The organism is Streptomyces sp. NPDC050636 (assembly GCF_040654775.1).
Lineage (GTDB): Bacteria > Actinomycetota > Actinomycetes > Streptomycetales > Streptomycetaceae > Streptomyces.
Map to the genome: position 1 here is coordinate 82,193 of NZ_JBFAIP010000008.1, position 17,139 is coordinate 99,331.

Consider the following 17,139-nt stretch of genomic DNA (forward strand, 5'->3'; position numbering starts at 1 on the left):
AGGAGCTTACTTTTTTGCAGCCCCCAACGCGAGGGCGGTACTCTGGGCCTTATGGCGGATCAGGGTGAGGCGACGTGCAGGCAGGTCGACGGCGGTACGACGCGCGTCTTCGAGCTGTTCGGGAAGCGTTGGACGGGCCTGATCGTCGCCACCTTGATGGCGGGGCCGGTGCACTTCGCCGATCTTCGGCGGGCGATCCCGGGGATCAGCGAGCGCATGCTGTCCGACCGTCTCGCCGAGCTGGCGGCGACCGGTCTCGTGGTGCGCGAGGTGGACGCGGGGCCGCCACTGCGTGTCGCCTACCGGCTGACGGAGGCGGGGCGGGCGATGGAGCCCGCGCTCAAGGAACTGGGGCGCTGGGCCGAGACGTATCTCGCCGATGGCGGGCAGTGCCCGGAGCGGTTCCGGAAGTAGCCGGCGGGGCGGGCTGGGTGTTGGCCGGTGTTGGCCGGGCTGCGGGTTGTCTGGTGGGGGTGTGCCCGGGTGCCGTGTCAGCCGAGCCTCTCCTGGGCGGCGTTGTAGCGCAGCAGGTATGACGCGAAGCGGTCGAGATCGGTCTCGTCCCAGTCGGTCAGCCGATTGTGGAAGGCCTGTCGGCGGCTCGCGGTGACGTTGGCGAGCACCTGGGCGCCCTTTTCCGTGGGGTGCAGCACCTGGACGCGGTGATCGTCCGGGTCCACGCGGCGCTCGACGAAGCCGAGCTTCTCCAGCGCGGCGATCTGCCGGCTGACCGTGGACTTGTCCAGGCAGTAGTGCGCCGCGAGGTCCCTGGCGCGGCATCCCTGCTGGTCATCGAGGTGTGCGAGCAGGGTGTAGGAGACCAGCGAGAGCTCGGGATGCATCCGGGCGGCGGTCGCGCGGGCCCGTCGGGCGAATGCCGTCAGCTCCTGGTGGATGGTCTCGACGGAGTCATCGCGGTGGGGCACAGAGTTGCCTTTCGTCGAAGTAGTTGTATAGTACAACGTGGATTGAGAGTTGTAATTGCCAACCATGTGCCTGGTGTTCCTGGTGTTCCTGGTGTGACCGGTGCGTTGCGGGTGTCTTGGGGCTTGGGCTTCTTCGGTGTCGGGTTTGTGTCGGGTTTGTCTCGTGTCAGCCACCTCGACCCTGTAAGCCACCACCCGGGCCCACTGCCCACCACCGCCCACCACGCACCGGCGACAGCCGAGCCGACGAGCTGAGAAGGCCTGCCCCATGAGTCCGGTCCGACGTCACGACCACCGAAGCGACTACCGGCACGACGAGCGGAATGGCCGGTGTTCCGAGCGCGCGGGCGACCACCCGGGTGTGCAGAATGCGCACCCGGGCGCGCACCGCTCCGCCCACTCCGTCGGGCTGAGCCACGTCCTGACGCACCTGATCACCCCGCTGCTGATGTGCGTCGGGATGGGCCTGGCGTACCTGGGCGCGTTCGCGAATCCCGCGCTCCACGACCTGCCCGTCGCGGTCGTCGGATCGGGCCAGAGCGCGCAGCTGCTCGCCCAGTCGCTCAATGACAAGGCGGGCGGCGAGCTGGAGGTACGGACGGTCGCCGACCGGTCCACGGCAGTTGACCAGCTCAAACAGCAGAAGATCTTCGGCGCGTACGTCATGAACTCGTTTGTCACGCAGTCGGTAGGCGCGAAGGGCACGGGCGGGGGCGGGGGTGCCGCACCGGGTGCCGCTCCCCGTGCCTCGAAGCCGGCTCCCGAGCTGATCGTGGCGACCGCCGGGTCCGACACCACCGCGTCCGTCGTGCAGAAGGTCTTCATGCCGATCGCCGCCGAACAGGGCGCCCCGCTGAAGGTCACCGATGTGGCGCCGCCGGCCGAGGACGATCCGACCGGTCAGGGCATCTTCTTCCTGCTGGTGGCGATCAGCATCGGCTCGTACGCCTCGGTCGCGGTGATCGGCGGCGCCGGCGCCGTTCTGGCGCTCCGGCTCAGGGCGGGGCTCGCGACCGGCACATCGTTCGTGGTGAGCATCATCGGGACGCTGTTCGCCGGACCGGTCTTCCACCTCGTGGACCACGGTCTGTGGGGGCTGTGGGGCATGGCCTGGCTGTACTCCGCAGGCATCCTGCTGATCGGCACCGGCCTGCACACCTTCCTCAAGCGCTGGACCACGCTCGGTGTCATGACGCTGTTCGTGATGCTCAACTTCACGTCCTCCGGCGGGATCTTCCGCCCCGAGATGCAGAACGGGTTCTTCGCAGCGCTGCACTCTTTCTGGAACGGCGCGGGGTTCGTGGAAGGCACCCGCAGCCACGTCTATTTCGATGGCTACGGCCTGGCCGGGCACGTCTGGACGCTGGTGTTGTGGCTGGTCGCGGGCCTGTTGATGGTCGGTGTGGCCGCGCTGGCCGAGAAGCGGCGGCGTACCGCCGAGGCGAATGCGGCGGCCAACGCTGCGGCGGTCGCGGCGGCTGCGGTGGCGGCGACGGTGCCCGAGCCGACGGCGAAGCGGAAGGCGTGGGAAGAGGCGTCGGAGGAGGAGATCGAGGAGGCCGTGGGGGTGTAGCCGGCCGGCGGGTTGGTGGTGGAGAGTGCAAGGTCGGCCGGGCGGGTGGCGTGCGGGTGCGTCGGCCTGTGGATGGAGAGCCGCGAGGTGTGCGTTGTGCGTGCTCAGTGGGTGCTTGGGGGACGGCTGAGGACCTCTTCGTCCATCTGGCCTCCTGACCTCGCACTTCGGCGACTCCCCCGCCCATCTCCGCCCCTCTCTGCCCCTTCTCCTTTCCGTGTCCTTCCCGTCTTCTCCTCCCCTCCGGTCGTCTACGGCTCGCCTTCTGCCCACCCTCCCGCCATCCTCCGCGGAGAGTTATCCACAGGCTGTGACGGACGGCGGGCGCTGTCGGTAACGTCATCGCAGTCGAGTCGTAGTCGGCCGGCAGGCCGGACAAGTGCAGGTCGTGAAGGGGGAGGTGGCCCGCGATGTCGCGTGTGCCGTACGTACCGGGGTTCGCGAAGGCGGATGCGGAGGGGCCGTCGCCCAAGGGCGCGGGTCGGGCGCTGCGGGAGCGGGTCTCGCGGAGGGACCAGGCCGCGTTGCCGATCACAGCCGGGCGTCCGGACGTGGTGGCTGCCGTCGAGGAGTCGAACACTGGGCGGCTGCCGGAACTGACACCGATACGGATAGGGCGGATGGCGGCCAGCCCGTTCGCCTTCCTCCGTGGATCCGCGGGCCTGATGGCGTACGACCTGATGTCCGCCCCCGTGACCGGAATCGGCGCGCAGATCTGCGGGGATGCCCATGCCGCCAACTTCGGCCTCTACGGCGACGCCCGTGGCGGGCTGGTCATAGATCTCAACGACTTCGACGAGACCTTGTACGGCCCGTGGGAGTGGGACGTGAAGCGGCTCGCGACGTCGCTGGTGCTGGCAGGCCGGGAGGCGGGTGTCAGTGAGGACGAGTGCCGGAAGGCGGCGCAGGACGCGGCGGGTGCGTATCGGCGCACGATGCGGCTGCTGGCGAAGCTGCCGGTGACCGAGGCGTGGAACGCGATCGCTGATGAGGAGCTGGTCTCCCACACCGATGCCCGGGATCTGCTGGGGACGCTGGAGCGGGTCGCCGCCAAGGCGCGCAAGAACACCAGCGCACGGTTCGCGGCGAAGGCGACGGAGCACACGTCGGACGGCGGTCGCCGGTTCGTGGACGCCCCGCCGGTGCTGCGACAGGTGCCGGACGAGGAAGCGACGGCGGTGGCTTCGTCGCTCGCCGGCTATCTGGAGACGCTGCCGGAGGACCGGTTGCCCCTGCTGGCCAGGTACGCCGTGCACGATGTGGCCTTCCGCGTGGTCGGTACGGGCAGCGTGGGGCTGCGCTCGTATGTGGTGCTGCTGCTGGACCACCGGGGCGAGCCGCTGGTGCTGCAGGTGAAGGAGGCACGCGGCTCGGTGCTGGCGCCGTTCGTGGAGAAGGCGGGCTTTGCGGTGCCGTCGGTGGCGCACGAAGGACGCCGGGTGGTGCTCGGGCAGCGGCGGATGCAGGTCGTCAGCGACATTCTGCTGGGCTGGACAACGGTGCACGACATGGCGGAGCCCGGCACGCGAGGCATAAGCAGGGGCAACGGCAGCCGGGATGGGCGGCCGTTCCAGGTCCGGCAGTTCAGGAACCGCAAGGGCAGCGTGGACCCCGCCGAGCTGTCCGGTGACCAGATGGACGACTACGCACGGATGACCGGCGCGCTTCTGGCGCGGGCACACGCGCACAGCGCCGACCCGCGGGTGGTGGCCGGCTACTGCGGCAAGGGGGAGGAGCTGGACGAGGCGATGGCGGAGTTCGCGGTTTTGTACGCGGACCGCACGGAAGCGGATCACGCGGCCCTGGTCGCGGCGGTGAAGAGCGGCCGGATAGCGGCCGAGATGGGGGTCTGACGACGCCTGGCCCGGGGGGCCGAGCGGCTGCGGAGAGCGGGGCCCGGCATGGGCCGTACGCTGACCGAGTGACGAACTCGCACGCGGAGAACGCGCAGGACGGCCAGGACCGACCGGACGCACCGGGGACGCCGGACGCCCCGGCCGACCCGCAGGCACCGGACGCCCGCGGTGGCCAGGACAGCCCGGCCGGCAGTCAGGAAGACGGCAGCCACGAAGGCGGTCAGGACGGCCACATCGGCGGCCAGGACGCTCCGACCAGCCACGACGCCGAGGCAGCGGCGGAGCACCAAGCGGCTCAGGAGGCGGCGACCCGGCGGCTGGCGAAGGCTGTGCTGGCGGCCGAGCAGGCGCTGATCGAGTTTGAGATCGCGGTGGAGACCTTCCGAGTGGAGGTGGAGAACTTCTCCCGTCTGCACCACCAGCGGCTCGGCCCGATGTACGCACGGCTGGATGAGCTGGATGCGCAGATCGCCGAGGCCGTCGCAGCGCGTACGGGGGCGCCCGAGGACATCCGTAAGGCCAAGGAGGCGCGGGCCTCGGTGCTGCCGATGCCGGACGTGGAGGAACTGTTCCACGGCTGGATCGGGTCGGAGGGGCTGTTCCCCGAGTCGCAGGCGATGCTTACCGAGCAGCCGGTGCGGCCGCCGCAGAAGGTGCGGCCCAGCGAGGAGGCCCGCAAGGCCTACCGCGACCTGGTGCGTCAGGCTCACCCGGACCTGGCGCGGGACGATGCGGAGCGGGCGCGGCGGGACGCGTTCATCGCGCGGGTCAACATGGCGTACGCCCAGGGCGACGAGGCCGCGCTGCGGGAGCTGGCGCGGGAGTGGGCGGCCGGTCCGGTGCCCGTCGAGGAGCGGCTCACCGAGAGTGAGGAGCTCTACGCCCGGCTGGAGTGGCTGGCCGAGCGCAAGGAGCTGCTGGCGGCCGTCGCGGCCGAGCTGGAGGGGAGCGCGATCGGCGCGATGATCAAGATGGCGCCCCAGGACCCGGACGGGCTGCTCGACGAGATCGCTGAGAAGCTGCTCGCGGATGTGGCAGAACGCGAGGCGTATCTCGCCCAGCTGGTCGGGTAGCGTCGGAGTCATGCAATTTGGTTCTGTGCCCACGGTCGGTATCGACGCTCTGACGTCCGAGGACTTCCTGCTGGACGTGCGTGAGGACGACGAGTGGGAGGCGGGGCACGCCGAGGGCGCGCTGCATATCCCGATGAGTGAATTCGTCGCCCGCTACGGGGAGTTGACGGAGGCGGCGCCCGCGGACGGCAAGGTCTATGTCCTGTGCCGGGTCGGTGGCCGCTCGGCGCAGGTGGCGCAGTATTTGATCCAGCAGGGTGTCGACGCGGTGAACGTCGGCGGCGGTATGCAGGCCTGGGAGGCCGCCGGCCGCCCCGTATCGGACGGCAAGGGCGGCTCGGGGACGGTTATCTAGGTCTGGGCAGTCCGTCCAGGTCTGGTCAGTCCGCTTTGGATCTGGGCAGTCCGTTGGACGGTTGCCCGGGGGCGGGACCCCTGCCGGGGCAGCCTGCTCAGCCCAGCGGATGTGCCGCGAGCAGATCGCCGAGGGCCTCTTCGTGGGCGGCGGCCGGGCCCAGGGAGAGTTCGAGTTGTTTGGCCCAGGCGTGATAGCGGTGCAGCGGGTAGTCGGTGTCAGCGCCGAAGCCGCCGTGCAGGTGCTGGGCGGTCTGTACGACGCGGCGTACGCCTTCGGAGGCCCAGATCTTGGCGACCGCGACATCCCCCGCGGGCGGTAGCGGGCCGGCCGCGTCGGTGGTGATGCGCCAGGCGGCCTGCCAGAGCGTGGCTTCCATGGCGTGCAGGTCGATGAACCGGTCGGCGGTTTGGACGGCGACGGCCTGGAAGGTGGCCACGGGGAAGCCGAACTGTTCGCGTTTGCCGGTGTAGTCGCTGGTCATGGCGAGGACGTGTTCGCCGAGCCCCAGGGCGAGTGCGCAGGTGCCGGTGGTGAGGACGTTGCGCAGGGACTCCCAGGCGGTGGGGTCGGTGATCGTCTCCTGGGCGCCGATGCGTACGGAATCCAGCCGTACCTCGGCGTAGCGCTCGCCGCTGGTGGAGATCTGGTCGTCGAGTGTGACGCCGGGGTGGGCGCGGGGGACGAGGGCGAGGACGGCGTGGCCGTCGGGGGTGTGGGCGGGGAGCAGGATCCGGTCGGCGGTCTGGGCCCAGGGGACGGCGGTCTGGGTGCCGTCGAGGATCCAGTCGGTGCCTTCCTGGCGGGCGTCCACGGCGAGCTCGGCCGGGTCGTGTCCGGTGCGGCCGCCGGCGGCGACGGTCACGACGAGGTCGCCGGTGGCGATGCAGGGGAGTACGTCGGCTCGTAGCCCGCTGTTCGCGTGGCGCTGGACGGTGAGTGCGGCGGCGCTGGATTCCAGGAGTGGGATCCGCGCGAGTACCTTGGCGGATTCGCGCAGCACAAGGCAGAGCGCGATCGGGTCCAGGCCCGCGCCGCCGTGTTCGGGTGCGATCAGCAGGCTCAGCAGATCGGCGTCGGCGAGCTTGCGCCACAGCGCGCGGTCGAAGTCGTCGGCGACGGCTCCGGGTGTGAGCGCCGGGCTGGGCACGCTGTCGGGAGCGACCCCCGAGAAGACGGCCTTTGCCGCTTCGACGGCGGCCTGCTGCTCCTCGGTGAAGGTGAAGTCCACTGGTCTGTCCTCCCACGCGGCGCGTCGATCTGACGAAGCGTCAAGGTAGAACAGGTTGCAGGAATTGGGAATGGTGCCGGGGAAGCGGAGGGCCCTGGGGGAAGCCGGCGGACCGGCCTCATCGCAGCGCAGGGTGCGGTGTCAGCGGTCGAAGTCCAGCTCGACCTTCTCGGTAACCGGGTGGGACTGGCAGGCCAGCACATACCCGGCGTCGACCTCGTCCGCCTCCAGCGCGAAGTTGCGGTTCATGCGTATCTCGCCGGAGACCAGGAACGCCCGGCAGGTGCCGCACACCCCGCCCTTGCAGGCGTACGGGGCGTCCGTGCGATTGCGCAGCACCGCGTCGAGCAGCGATTCGCCGTCGTGCACCGGCCAGTTGCCGGAGCGTCCGTCGAGGGTCGCGGTGACGGTGCTGTGTGCGGGTGCGGAGGAGGCGGGGACCGGCGGCCCGGCGCCGTTGTCGACGTGGAAGATCTCTTCGTGGATACGGCTGCGGGGCACCTTCAGGGCGCGCAGCGCGCGCTCGGCGCCCTGGACGAGGCCGAACGGGCCGCACAGGAACCAGCCGTCCACCGACTCGACCGTCAGCAGCGCGGGCAGCAGTGACCGCAGCCGTTCTTCGTCGAGCCGGCCGGATGGCAGCCCGGCCTGCTGTTCCTCGCGGGAGAGGGCGTGGATGAGCTGGAAGCGCTGCGGATAACGGTCCTTGAGGTCGGCCACTTCCTCCAGGAACATCGTCGAGGCCGCCGTGCGGTCGCTGCGGATGAGGCAGAAGCGGGCGTCCGGCTGCCGGGCGAGCAGCGTGGAGACGATGGAGAGCACGGGGGTGATCCCGCTGCCGCCGACGATCCCGACGAAATGGCCGGGGCGTGGTTCGAGGGTGAACCGGCCGGCCGGGGCCATGACCTCCACCGTGTCGCCGACCGCCAGCTCCTTGAGCGCGTACGTCGAGAACGCGCCGTCCTCGACGAGGCGGATGCCCACCCGCAGCACGGGCTCGTCGGTGGCCGGCGTGCAGATGGAGTACGTCCGCCGGATCTCCTGGCCGTCCACGGTTCTGCGCAGGGCGATGTGCTGCCCGGGGGAGTGCCGGAAGGCCGCGCGCAGCTCGGGCGGCACGTCGAAGGTGACGGCCACCGCGTCGTCCGTGAGCCGCTCGACCTCCCGGACCTGGAGCGGGTGGAACATCACAACTCCTTGAAGTGGTCGAAGGGTTCGCGGCAGGACTCACAGCGGCGCAGCGCCTTGCACGCCGTGGAGGAGAACCGGCTCAGCAGGGTGGTGTCGGTCGATCCGCAGTTCGGGCAGCGGATCGCGAGATCGACGGCGACCGGTCCGCCCGCCGGGCCCGTGGGGCGTGGCGGTGCTATCCCGAATTCGGCCAGCTTCCGGCGGCCCTCGGCGGTGATCGCGTCCGTGGTCCAGGGCGGGCTGAGGACCGTACGGACCTCGACTTCGGGTATGCCGTGGTCGTGCAGCACGCGCTCGATGTCCGCCGACATCGCCTCGATGGCGGGGCAGCCGGTGTAGGTGGGAGTGAGCCGCACCTCGACGCGGTCAGGGGCGGTCAGCCGCACGTCGCGCAGTACGCCGAGTTCGGCGAGGGTGATCACCGGCAGCTCGGGGTCGGGAACGGAGCCGGCCAGCGCGCGCAGTTCCTCTTCGAGGGCTGTGGTGGTCACCATGTCGCTCCCGGGTGGCTGCGGTGGAGGTGCTGCATCTCGGCGAGCATCCGTCCGAACGGCTCGGTGTGCAGTCCCTGGCGTCCGGCGCCCGCGGTCCATGCCCCGCGCTGCGGGCCTTCGGGGACGCTGAGCGTGGCGCGCCCCAGGATGGTGGTGACGCTCGCCGTCCAGTCGTCGTGCAGCGCGGACCAGAGCACGTCCAGCCCTGCTACCGGCTCGAACAGCTCACCGGTGAACCGCCACAGGGCGTCCAGACCGCGTTGCATCCGGGCATGGCTCTCGTCGGTGCCGTCGCCCAGGCGCAGCGTCCACTGCTCTGCGTGGTCGCGGTGGTAGGCGACCTCCTTGACGGCCTTCGCGGCCAGTGGGGCCAACTCGCTGTCTGCTGAGGCGAGTTGGTTGAACAGCAGCTCCTGGTAGGTGGAGAAGTAGAGCTGGCGGGCGATGGTGTGCGCGAAGTCGCCATTGGGCTGCTCGACGAGCTGGAGGTTGCGGAACTGCCGCTCCTCGCGCAGATACGCCAGCTCGTCCTCGTCGCCGACGAGGGAGAGCAGGATGCGGGCCTGGCCGAGCAGGTCCAGGGCGATATTGGCGAGGGCGACCTCCTCCTCCAGGACCGGGGCGTGGCCGGCCCACTCGCCCAGGCGGTGGGAGAGGACCAGGGCGTCGTCCCCGAGGGGCAGGGCCGGGGTGACCGTGGCGTTCATCAAAGGTGATGCACCCCGTCCGGGATCTCGTAGAACGTCGGGTGGCGGTAGGGCTTGTCGCCGGCCGGCTCGAAGAACGCGTCCTTCTCGTCCGGGGAGGAGGCGGTGACCTGGGCGGAGGGAACCACCCATATCGAGACGCCCTCCGAGCGGCGGGTGTACAGATCGCGGGCGTTGCGCAGCGCCATTTCGGCGTCCGGTGCGTGCAGGCTGCCGGCGTGGGAGTGCGACAGGCCGCGGCGGCTGCGCACGAACACCTCCCAGAGCGGCCATTCGGCGGGCTGCGCGGCCGTTCCCGTGGTGGTCTCGGGAGTGGTCCCGGCGGGTCGTGATGTCGTCATCGGGTCGCCTCCCGCTTCTTGGCCGCGTGCGCGGCGGCCGCCTCGCGCACCCAGGCGCCGTCCTCATGAGCCCGCCGCCGGCGGGTGATCCGCTCTTCGTTGCAGGGGCCGTTGCCCTTGAGCACCTCGCGGAACTCGGCCCAGTCGATCGGCCCGAAGTCCCAGTGCCCCCGCTCCTCGTTCCATGTCAGATCAGGGTCGGGGAGTGTGAGACCAAGGGCTTCGGCCTGGGGGACGCAGATGTCCACGAAGCGCTGCCGCAGTTCGTCGTTGGAGTGCCGCTTGATCTTCCAGGCCATGGACTGCGCGGAGTGCGCCGATTCGTCGTCCGGCGGGCCGAACATCATCAGCGACGGCCACCACCAGCGGTCCACCGCGTCCTGCGCCATGGCGTGCTGTGCTTCGGTGCCGCGGCTGAGCGTGAGCAGCAGTTCGTACCCCTGCCGCTGGTGGAAGGACTCCTCCTTGCAGACGCGGACCATCGCGCGGGCGTACGGGCCGTAGGAGCAGCGGCACAGCGGGACCTGGTTCGTGATCGCCGCGCCGTCCACGAGCCAGCCGATGGCGCCGACGTCGGCCCAGGTCAGGGTCGGGTAGTTGAAGATCGACGAGTACTTCTGGCGGCCGGAGTGCAGTTTGTCGAGGAGTTCGTCGCGGCTGGTGCCGAGGGTCTCGGCGGCGCTGTAGAGATACAGGCCGTGGCCCGCCTCGTCCTGCACCTTCGCCATCAGGATCGCCTTGCGGCGCAGTGACGGCGCCCGGGTGATCCAGTTGGCCTCCGGCTGCATGCCGATGATCTCGGAGTGGGCGTGCTGCGCTATCTGCCGCACCAGCGAGGAGCGGTAGGCGTCCGGCATCCAGTCCCGCGGCTCGATGCGCTCGTCCGCGGCCACGGTGGCGTCGAATACGGCCTCCAGAGCCGTATCTTCCGGCGCGATCGTCGTCATGTGGTGCCCCCTCGCTCCCGACCGACCGATCGTTCGGTTCAATGGTGAGTGGGCGGACCGGCGGTGTCAACCCTGTGGATAACTCGGGGGAGGGTGTGCTGGGTGGCGCGGCGTAGGTACCGTTCCGTGGCGGAGTCATCCGAGTGGATTCTGGGAACGGGGCGGGAATGCAGTCATACGGGGACGAAACGCGGCCTTTGGCTGCGCTCTCGATGCCCTCGCGGATCGTCATAGGCGTGGCGGCCTGCGCCGTCGCCGCAGTCGTCGCGATTCATCTGGCCATGGTCTTTCTGCATGTCGCACCGCCGAACACGCTCAGCAAGCAGCAGGGCAGCTTGATCGGCGATTACGTGTATCCCGAGTACGAGCAGAACTGGAAGCTGTTCGCGCCCAACCCCCTCCAGCAGAACGTCGCGGTCCAGGCCCGCGCGCAGCTGCGTACCGAGGACGGCACCACGCGGACCACCGGCTGGACCGACCTGACCGCCGGCGACGGACAGGCGATCCTCCACAACCCGCTGCCCAGCCACACCCAGCAGAACCAACTGCGCCGCGGCTGGGAGTTCTTCCTCAACTCGCACGACGCGCAGAACCGCGCCACGGGCCTGCGCGGCGAGCTGTCCGAGCGCTACATACGGCGCATCATGATGCACCGGCTCGACGGGGAGTGGACCGCCGACGGCGGCCGGGTCGAGCAGATCCAGGTCCGCTCGATGACGACGGCCGTCAGCCCGCCGCCGTGGAGCACGGAGAAGATCAGCAACAAGCCCGTGTACCGCGTGCTGCCCTGGTGGCAGGTCACCGCAGACGACCTGCCCAAGGGGGCGACGAACCAGTGACATCACCGACGCCGCAGCAGCCGACGGAAGCGTCCCAGCGGACGCCCGAGGCATCGCCCCCGTCGCCCCTTGAAGCGCCGAAGCCCGCCCCTGCGCAGCACGACCAGCTCGAAGAGACCCGTATCGAGCGCGCCATAGGCCGCGGCTTCGCCCGCGCCACCAGCCGGGCGATGGCCCCGTACCAGACCGCCGTGATACGGATCGGGTTCGCCGCCACCTGGCTGCTGTTCCTGCTGAGGGAATGGCCCAACCGCCATGCCCTCTACGGGCCGGACGGCCCCTGGAACCTGGACATGGCGCGCCAGCTCCTCGACCTCAACCACGCCTTCTCCGTACTGCCGTGGTCGGACAGCAGCGGCTGGTTCGAGTTCGTCTACCTCCTGGCCATCGTGGCCAGCGCGCTGCTGATGCTCGGCTGGCGCACCCGCACCATGTCGGTGCTCTTCATGGTCGGTGTGCTCTCACTGCAGAACCGCAGCGTCTTCATCGGCGACGGCGGCGACAACGTCATCCACCTGATGTCTCTGTATCTCGTGCTGACCCGGTGCGGGCAGGTCTGGTCCCTGGACGCGCGCCGCGCGAAGCGGGCGGCCGCCGGTTCCCCGGACGAGGCAGCGGCGCCCGGCCGCGATCTCCCCGGGATCATCCTGTGGGCCGTGCTCGGCCTCGCGCTGGCCACCGCCCAGCTGCTCGGCCGCTACGGCCTCACCTGGTTCGAGCACGGCCCGTTCCCGCACTTCGGCTGGGGCCTGCTGTTCTGGGGCCTGTGGGTGACGCACGGCCTGTGGTGGGCGGTGCGGCGGTACGCGCCGGGGGAGCCGCGGATCGTTCTGGACACCCTCGCCAAGCTCGCCCACAACGGCGCGCTGCTGGTGATCATCGTCGAGGTCTGCCTGATCTACGCCACCGCCGGCTGGTACAAGATCCAGGGTTCGCGCTGGCAGGACGGCACCGCGGTCTTCTACCCGATGCACCTGGACTATTTCTCCCCCTGGCCGGCGCTCTCCGAGGCGCTGGGCAGCAACGGGCTGATGGTCATGCTGATCACCTACGGCACGGTGATCGTGCAGGTGGCCTTCCCCTTCACCCTCTTCAACCGCCGTCTCAAGAACGTGCTGCTGGTCGCGATGATCTGCGAGCACCTCTCGATCGCGTTCCTGCTCGGGCTGCCGTTCTTCTCGCTCGCGATGATCGCGGCGGACGCGGTCTTCCTGCCGACGAACTTCCTGACCTGGTTCTCCGCCCGGATTTCGGACCTGCGCAAGCGGCTGTTCCCGGGCGGCGGGTCCCCCGGGCCGTCCGGCGGTCCCGAAGGCGGTGAGCCGGAGGCCCGTACGCACTCCGGCGGCGGTGGCCATACGCTCGTGGGGTGAGCAGCGAGAAAACCGCCCCGGGCGGCGAGCAGACCATGCCCGGTGGCGCCGCCCCCGTGGGCTCCGTGGGTGAGCAGCGGGCCGGTGCCGAGCCGATCCAGTACGACGAGGGCTACGGCCCCAAGATCGGCGTCGGCCCGTATCCGCAGCCGTGGCCCCAGGACGACCGCTACGACCCCGAGCTGCTTGCGCACGGCGACCGGCGCAATGTCGTCGACCCCTACCGCTACTGGACGCGCGAGGCGATCGTCGCCGACCTCGACACCCGCCGCCATGACTTCCATGTGGCCGTCGAGAACTGGGGCCACGACTTCAACATCGGCTCGGTCGTACGGACCGCCAACGCGTTTCTGGCCAAGGAGGTCCATATCGTCGGGCAGCGCCGCTGGAACCGCCGGGGCGCGATGGTGACCGACCGCTACCAGCACCTGCGGCACCACCCGGACACCGCGGACCTCACCGCCTGGGCCGCCGCCGAGGAACTGCCGATCATCGGGATCGACAACCTCCCCGGCGCCGTGCCGCTGGAGACGACCGAGCTGCCGCGCCGCTGCGTGCTGCTCTTCGGCCAGGAGGGGCCGGGGCTCACCGAGGAAGCGCGCCGGCACGCCTCTCTGGTCTGCTCGATCGCGCAGTTCGGATCGACCCGGTCCATCAACGCGGGTGCCGCGGCCGCCATCGCCATGCACTCCTGGATCGCCCGCCACGCCCGTATCGAGGCGCCGGGCGGCCCCTGAGGGACCACGAGAGGCGCAGGGGAGCTTCTGGGGGGCTCCGGGCCTCCGGGCCTGTGGAAGCCCGTGAAGGCCCATGAGCCCTCCACGCCTCATGCCTCCCGCCGCACCTCCACCGTCCGGAAGCGGTTCGCCACGAACGCGCCGTCGCACAGCGCGGCATTGGCCGCCGGATTGCCGCCGGAGCCGTGGAAATCGGAGAACGCCGCGGTCTGGTTCACATAGACCCCGCCGGTCAGATTCAGCGACAGCTGGGCGCACTCCTCCAGGCAGGCATCCTCGACCAGCTGCTCCACCTCGGCGGACGTGGTGTACGCGCCGACCGTCATGGCGCCCTTCTCCCGGACCGTGCGCCGCAGCAGATCCACCGCGTCGGCCGCGGAATCGACCGCCACCGCGAAGGACACCGGGCCGAAGCACTCCGACAGATACGCCGCCTCGGAGTCCGGCTTGGCGCCGTCCACCTTGACGATCACCGGCGTACGGACGGTGGCCCCGGGGAACTCCGGATGGGCCACCTCACGGGAGGCCAGCGCCACCTCACCGAGCCCCGATGCGGCCTCGATCCGCTCCTTGACCTGCGGGTTCACGATTGCGCCCAGCAGCGCATTGGCCCGCGCGTCATCACCCAGCAGCTTGCTCACCGCGCCTGCGAGATCGCTGACCACCTCGTCGTACGACTTCGGTCCGGCGTCTGTGGCGATGCCGTTGCGCGGGATCACGAGATTCTGCGGAGTGGTGCACATCTGGCCGCTGTACAGCGACAACGAGAAGGCGAGGTTGCTGAGCATGCCCTTGTAGTTGTCCGTCGATTCGATGACGACGGTGTTGACGCCGGCCTTCTCCGTGAAGACCTGCGCCTGCCGGGCGTGTGCCTCCAGCCAGTCGCCGAAGGCGGTCGAGCCGGTGTAGTCGATGATGCGGACCTCGGGGCGGACGGCCAGCTCCTTGGCGAGGCCCTCGCCCGGCTTGTCCACGGCCAGGCACACCAGCTCGGCCGGGAAGCCCGCCTCCTCAAGCACCTCGCGGGCCACCTTGACGGTCAGCGCCAGCGGCAGCACGGCCCGCGGATGCGGTTTGACCAGCACCGGATTGCCGGTGGCCAGCGAGGCGAACAGGCCCGGATAGCCGTTCCACGTCGGGAAGGTGTTACAGCCGATCAGCAGGGCGATGCCGCGCGGCACGGCCGTGAACGTCTTGGCCAGCTCCAGCGGGTCGCGCTTGCCCTGCGGCTTGGACCACGGCGCCTGCTCCGGGGTGCGGACCTGCTCGGCGTACGCGTACGCCACCGCTTCCAGGCCGCGGTCCTGGGCATGCGGCCCACCCGCCTGGAACGCCATCATGAAGGCCTGTCCACTGGTGTGCATCACGGCCTGCGCGAACTCATGGGTGCGGGCACTGATCCGCGCCAGGATCTCCAGGCACACCGCCGCGCGCGCCTTCGGGCCCGCGTCCCGCCATACGGGGATCGCGGCGCGCATCGTCGGCAGCAGCACCGACACATCCGGGTGCGGATAGCTGATGCCCAACTCGGGCCCGTACGGCGAGACTTCCTCGCCCGTCCAGTCGTCCGTGCCGGGCTGGTCGAGCTCGAAGCGCTTGCCGCGCTGCGCCTCGAAGGCGGCGAGGCCGTCCTCGGCACCGCTCTCGCCGTACGCCTTCGGATGCTCGGGGTGCGGTGACCAGTAGGCGCGGGTGCGGATCGTCTCCAGCGCCTGGTCGAGGGTCGGGCGGTGCTTCTCGATCAACTGCGCTGCGGTCATTTCGGCGGCCATCGATGACCAACTCCTCGTCGAGCCGGGCGGAAAGCGGATGGGGCGGTGCGGATGAGGCGGAGCGGGTGAGAGGGAGAACGGATGAGGCGGATCGGGGGACTGGGAGCGGACAGGTAACGGAGTTAGAGTAACCGAACGATCGGTCGGGGCAAGAGGGTCCGGCGGGCCTGTGGACAACTCGGTCTGGGAGGATCAGTCGGCATGACGGCAATCGAGACCAGCAGCACCGTGGCCGTGGTGGGCACCGGCACGATGGGGCAGGGAATCGCGCAGGTGGCGCTGGTTGCCGGCCATCCTGTACGGCTCTACGACGCCGCGCCCGGACGTGCCGAGGAGGCTGCCGCGGCCATCGTGCGGCGGCTGGATCGGCTCGTCGAAAAAGGCCGGATTCAGGCGCAAGAGCGAGACGCCGCCCGTGACCGCCTCTCCCCCGCCACGGATCTCGCCGACCTGGCCGACGCCGCGCTGGTCATCGAGGCGATCCTGGAGCAACTCACCGCCAAACAGGAGCTGTTCACCGCCCTGGAGGAGGTCGTGCCGGCGGACTGCCTGCTGGCCACCAACACCTCCTCGTTGTCGGTGACCGCCGTCGCGGGCCGCCTGCGCCACCCCGGCCGCTGCGTGGGCCTGCACTTCTTCAATCCCGCCCCGCTGCTCCCCCTGGTCGAGGTGATCAGCGGCTTCGCCACCGACGAGGCGGCCGCCACCCGCGCGTACGAGACCGCCGCGGCCTGGGGCAAGACCCCGGTGCGCTGCGCCGACACCCCCGGGTTCATCGTCAACCGGATCGCCCGCCCCTTCTACGCCGAGGCGCTGCGCGTCTACGAGGAGCGGGTCGCCGACCCCGCCACCATCGACGCCGTGCTGCGCGACGGCACCGGCTTCAAGATGGGCCCCTTCGAACTGACCGACCTCATCGGCCAGGACGTGAACGAGGCGGTCACCCACTCCGTGTGGACGTCCTTCTTCCAGGACCCGAAGTTCACGCCCTCTCTGGCGCAGCGGCGGCTGGTGGAGTCGGGGCTGCACGGCCGCAAGTCCGGGCGCGGCTGGTTCGACTACGCCGAAGGCGCGGAGCGTCCGGCGCCCCGGACCGCCGCGCCGTGCCCCGCGCCCGAGGCCGTCGGCATACACGCCACACTCGACGGCCCCTCCGAGGTGCTGCGCGAACTGATCGAGGAAGCCGGCATCAAGATCACCCGCGACCGTACGCCAGGGGAGTCCGAGGGCTTCATCAGGCTGCCCGGTGGGGCACGGCTGGCCCTGACCAACGGCCATCCGGCGACGAGCGTCGTCCACGGCAGGTGCATCCGCTTCGATCTCTCGCTCGACTACCGGGCGGCGACCCGGATCGCGCTCGCCGCCTCGGAGGACGCGTCCGAGGCGGACCTCGCGGAGGCCGTGGGGCTGTTCCAGGCGCTCGGCAAACAGGTCAGCGTGATCAATGACGTCCCCGGCATGATCGTCGCCCGTACGGTCGCGATGATCGTGGACTTCGCCCTGGACGCCACGGCCCGCGGGGTCGCCACCCCGGAGGACATCGATACGGCGATGCGGCTGGGCGTGAACTACCCCGGCGGCCCTATGGAGTGGGCCGATCGGCTCGGCGCCCGGTGGGTGTGGGATGTGCTGGACTCGATGCACCACCAGAACGCCGGCGGACGGTACGCGCCCTCCTGGGCACTGCGGCGCCGCGCGGATCTCCAGGGACAGGTGGTCTAATC

Annotated in this window: 17 protein-coding genes; 9 read left to right on the plus strand and 8 right to left on the minus strand. The window is 70.3% G+C overall.

Features of this window, described 5'->3' with window-relative positions; translation table 11 throughout:
- The first annotated feature begins 51 nt into the window (after positions 1 to 51).
- Positions 52 to 414, plus strand: a complete 363-nt coding sequence (locus AB0I10_RS10815) for a helix-turn-helix domain-containing protein (RefSeq protein WP_363152035.1) — start codon at positions 52 to 54, stop codon at positions 412 to 414.
- Positions 415 to 491: 77 nt separating this feature from the next.
- Here the strand turns inward: AB0I10_RS10815 and AB0I10_RS10820 are convergent, their stop codons facing one another.
- Positions 492 to 926, minus strand: a complete 435-nt coding sequence (locus tag AB0I10_RS10820) for a MarR family winged helix-turn-helix transcriptional regulator (RefSeq protein ID WP_363152036.1) — start codon at positions 924 to 926, stop codon at positions 492 to 494.
- Positions 927 to 1,194: 268 nt separating this feature from the next.
- On the opposite strand from AB0I10_RS10820, the gene AB0I10_RS10825 reads away from it, so the two are divergent.
- The 4 genes from AB0I10_RS10825 to AB0I10_RS10840 all read left to right on the plus strand — a co-directional run bounded on the left by AB0I10_RS10825 (position 1,195) and on the right by AB0I10_RS10840 (position 5,783).
- On the plus strand, positions 1,195 to 2,499 hold the full coding sequence (locus AB0I10_RS10825; protein ID WP_363152037.1) for an ABC transporter permease: 1,305 nt from the start codon (positions 1,195 to 1,197) through the stop codon (positions 2,497 to 2,499).
- A gap of 410 nt (positions 2,500 to 2,909) precedes the next feature.
- Positions 2,910 to 4,352, plus strand: coding sequence for a DUF2252 domain-containing protein (locus AB0I10_RS10830; RefSeq protein ID WP_363152038.1), 1,443 nt, complete (start codon positions 2,910 to 2,912; stop codon positions 4,350 to 4,352).
- Between the two features lie 68 nt (positions 4,353 to 4,420).
- The gene (locus tag AB0I10_RS10835) at positions 4,421 to 5,428 is read left to right on the plus strand and encodes a J domain-containing protein (protein WP_363152039.1); all 1,008 of its coding nucleotides are present in this window, start codon (positions 4,421 to 4,423) and stop codon (positions 5,426 to 5,428) included.
- A 10-nt stretch (positions 5,429 to 5,438) separates the two neighbouring features.
- Positions 5,439 to 5,783 carry a rhodanese-like domain-containing protein gene (locus tag AB0I10_RS10840; protein ID WP_363152040.1) on the plus strand — a complete coding sequence of 115 codons (345 nt, stop codon included), beginning with the start codon at positions 5,439 to 5,441 and terminating at the stop codon, positions 5,781 to 5,783.
- A 97-nt stretch (positions 5,784 to 5,880) separates the two neighbouring features.
- Here the strand turns inward: AB0I10_RS10840 and AB0I10_RS10845 are convergent, their stop codons facing one another.
- The 6 genes from AB0I10_RS10845 to paaA form a co-directional block, all read right to left on the minus strand.
- Entirely contained in the window at positions 5,881 to 7,014 is a 1,134-nt protein-coding gene (locus AB0I10_RS10845) for an acyl-CoA dehydrogenase family protein (RefSeq protein ID WP_363152041.1), read from the minus strand.
- A 141-nt stretch (positions 7,015 to 7,155) separates the two neighbouring features.
- Positions 7,156 to 8,202, minus strand: a complete 1,047-nt coding sequence (paaE, locus tag AB0I10_RS10850) for a 1,2-phenylacetyl-CoA epoxidase subunit PaaE (protein WP_363152042.1) — start codon at positions 8,200 to 8,202, stop codon at positions 7,156 to 7,158.
- Positions 8,202 to 8,699: a 1,2-phenylacetyl-CoA epoxidase subunit PaaD gene (paaD, locus tag AB0I10_RS10855; RefSeq protein ID WP_363152043.1), complete on the minus strand. Its 498-nt coding sequence runs from the start codon at positions 8,697 to 8,699 to the stop codon at positions 8,202 to 8,204. The genes paaE and paaD overlap by 1 nt, the downstream gene beginning before the upstream one ends.
- A complete protein-coding gene (gene paaC / locus AB0I10_RS10860) occupies positions 8,693 to 9,406 on the minus strand; it encodes a 1,2-phenylacetyl-CoA epoxidase subunit PaaC (protein WP_363152045.1) in 714 nt (237 codons plus the stop codon). Before paaC ends, paaD begins: the two co-directional genes overlap by 7 nt.
- Complete coding sequence (gene paaB / locus AB0I10_RS10865) at positions 9,406 to 9,747, minus strand: 1,2-phenylacetyl-CoA epoxidase subunit PaaB (protein ID WP_363152046.1); 342 nt, start codon at positions 9,745 to 9,747, stop codon at positions 9,406 to 9,408. Before paaB ends, paaC begins: the two co-directional genes overlap by 1 nt.
- Positions 9,744 to 10,694, minus strand: a complete 951-nt coding sequence (gene paaA, locus AB0I10_RS10870) for a 1,2-phenylacetyl-CoA epoxidase subunit PaaA (RefSeq protein WP_363152047.1) — start codon at positions 10,692 to 10,694, stop codon at positions 9,744 to 9,746. Before paaA ends, paaB begins: the two co-directional genes overlap by 4 nt.
- 167 nt (positions 10,695 to 10,861) lie before the next feature.
- Between paaA and AB0I10_RS10875 the strand changes: the two genes are divergently transcribed.
- The 3 genes from AB0I10_RS10875 to AB0I10_RS10885 all read left to right on the plus strand — a co-directional run bounded on the left by AB0I10_RS10875 (position 10,862) and on the right by AB0I10_RS10885 (position 13,643).
- Positions 10,862 to 11,533: a DUF5819 family protein gene (locus AB0I10_RS10875; protein WP_363152048.1), complete on the plus strand. Its 672-nt coding sequence runs from the start codon at positions 10,862 to 10,864 to the stop codon at positions 11,531 to 11,533.
- Positions 11,534 to 11,655: 122 nt separating this feature from the next.
- A complete protein-coding gene (locus AB0I10_RS10880; RefSeq protein WP_363152123.1) occupies positions 11,656 to 12,906 on the plus strand; it encodes an HTTM domain-containing protein in 1,251 nt (416 codons plus the stop codon).
- 35 nt (positions 12,907 to 12,941) lie between these two features.
- The gene (locus tag AB0I10_RS10885; RefSeq protein ID WP_363152124.1) at positions 12,942 to 13,643 is read left to right on the plus strand and encodes a TrmH family RNA methyltransferase; all 702 of its coding nucleotides are present in this window, start codon (positions 12,942 to 12,944) and stop codon (positions 13,641 to 13,643) included.
- 89 nt (positions 13,644 to 13,732) lie between these two features.
- On the opposite strand, the gene paaN is transcribed toward AB0I10_RS10885, so the two are convergent.
- Positions 13,733 to 15,415, minus strand: a complete 1,683-nt coding sequence (gene paaN / locus AB0I10_RS10890; protein WP_363152049.1) for a phenylacetic acid degradation protein PaaN — start codon at positions 15,413 to 15,415, stop codon at positions 13,733 to 13,735.
- A 201-nt stretch (positions 15,416 to 15,616) separates the two neighbouring features.
- Here paaN and AB0I10_RS10895 point away from each other — a divergent pair, with 201 nt between their 5' ends.
- Positions 15,617 to 17,137, plus strand: coding sequence for a 3-hydroxyacyl-CoA dehydrogenase (locus AB0I10_RS10895; protein WP_363152050.1), 1,521 nt, complete (start codon positions 15,617 to 15,619; stop codon positions 17,135 to 17,137).
- Positions 17,138 to 17,139: the final 2 nt, after the last annotated feature.